This window comes from Rhodoplanes roseus (assembly GCF_003258865.1).
GTDB classification, from domain to species: Bacteria; Pseudomonadota; Alphaproteobacteria; order Rhizobiales; family Xanthobacteraceae; genus Rhodoplanes; species Rhodoplanes roseus.
In genome coordinates, this window is record NZ_NPEX01000840.1 from 1 (window position 1) to 268 (window position 268).

Below are 268 nucleotides of genomic sequence, written 5' to 3' on the forward strand. Positions count from 1 at the left end.
GACGCCGATCCCTGAGATCGTACGTGCGCGACGGACGAATTGCGGGTTTCTGTTCATCGGCTGTCGCTTCGACGACCAGATGCTCCGGCTCTATGCCCGCCAGATCATGAAGCGCTCCAAGGGGCCTTATTTTGCGCTGGTGGAGCCCGAAGGGCTCACGCGCAACGAGCTGCGCTTCTTTGAAACGGAAGCGATCACGCCGCTTGCCGTTTCCCCGGCAAAATTTGCCGAACGCCTCGCAGAGCTCGCCTGAGCCTCTTCTTTTCCT

1 protein-coding gene is annotated in these 268 nt (G+C 60.1%); it reads left to right on the top strand.

The features are described 5' to 3' along the window. A partial coding sequence (locus tag CH341_RS32650) for an SIR2 family protein (protein WP_210208735.1) occupies window positions 1-253 on the top strand: 253 nt, incomplete at its 5' end. Between the last annotated feature and the right edge of the window lie 15 nt (window positions 254-268).